The organism is Flavobacterium sp. DW-iso2, from assembly GCF_058725285.1.
In genome coordinates this window covers 1-1043 of sequence record NZ_JBZXDY010000076.1, presented here as the reverse complement: position 1 = coordinate 1043, position 1043 = coordinate 1, and the positions used below count along the sequence as shown (strand labels likewise).

Annotated in this window: 1 tRNA gene and 1 pseudogene; one reads left to right on the top strand and one right to left on the bottom strand. The window is 35.2% G+C overall.

The annotated features are described in order from the left end of the window. Window positions 1-75 precede the first annotated feature (75 nt). Window positions 76-381 (top strand): annotated as a pseudogene (locus AC4PRO_RS18165) (DUF456 domain-containing protein); the annotation flags it as partial. A gap of 98 nt (window positions 382-479) precedes the next feature. Here the strand turns inward: AC4PRO_RS18165 and AC4PRO_RS18160 are convergent. Then, window positions 480-553, bottom strand: a tRNA-Asp gene (locus AC4PRO_RS18160). Window positions 554-1043: the final 490 nt, after the last annotated feature.

Genomic DNA, 1043 nt, shown 5'->3' with positions numbered 1-1043 from the left:
ATAGAGTTTTTCCTTTTCAGACTAACAAATATTTACGCTTAATTTTTGCTACTCCACAGGTTTTGGTATTGATCCTATATAATTCCCTCTAAGGGAACTAAGCAATTTGGCGGAAGTAAATATGGAATTTGGGGAACAAATATCGGATTGGTTATTGGCCTTCTTTCTCCCATTCCTTTTGGATTTCTTATTGGTGCTTTTGCAGGTGCTTTTATTGGAGAGTTATTGTATGATTCTAAAAATCACAAACGCGCTTTAAAAGCTGCCACAGGTTCTTTTATTGGTTTCCTTGCTTCCACTTTTATGCAGTTTTTAATTTCTGTAGCATTTTTTGGATTATATATCACAATAGTATGGCAATATCGATTAGAGCTGCTTTGATTCTAATCTTAATTTTTGCGACTCCACAGATTCCTGAATTGATCCAATTATAAAATAAAAAAAAGCCTCTCCGTTAAGAAAGGCTTTACCCAATATTGCGGTCTGGACGGGACTCGAACCCGCGACCCCCTGCGTGACAGGCAGGTATTCTAACCAACTGAACTACCAGACCTCAGCGTTATTGCGGTTGCAAATATACAACACATTTTACTTTAAAACCAACACTAAAATTAAAAAAATATCCTTAATAAAGTGACATTTTTACAAAATACTAAACATCAGTCTAGTATTTAAAAAATTATAAGTTTAGTCGCCCTATAAATTCACTATTCCCTCTTTTCTACTCGGCAAAAACTTGGAATTAGAACGAAAAAATCTCCAACCTAGTGGTTTTACTATCCCTACAAATTCTATCTGAATCAAATTTTTTAAGTCGCTCTTATAAATAATCACGATACCTTGTATGGTAAAAATCGAACTTTTTCGACTTAATCCCATTTTTTAGACACCAACAACCAAACCCAACTTGTAGAAAATCAAAAAAGCCATCCGTAGGTTCTGAATAAATTCAGAAACATGGAAAGCTTTTCATCTCGTCTTACGGACGAGACTACTAAACCCGGTCTCGTTGCTACCAACTCGACCAAACAACACAACTAACT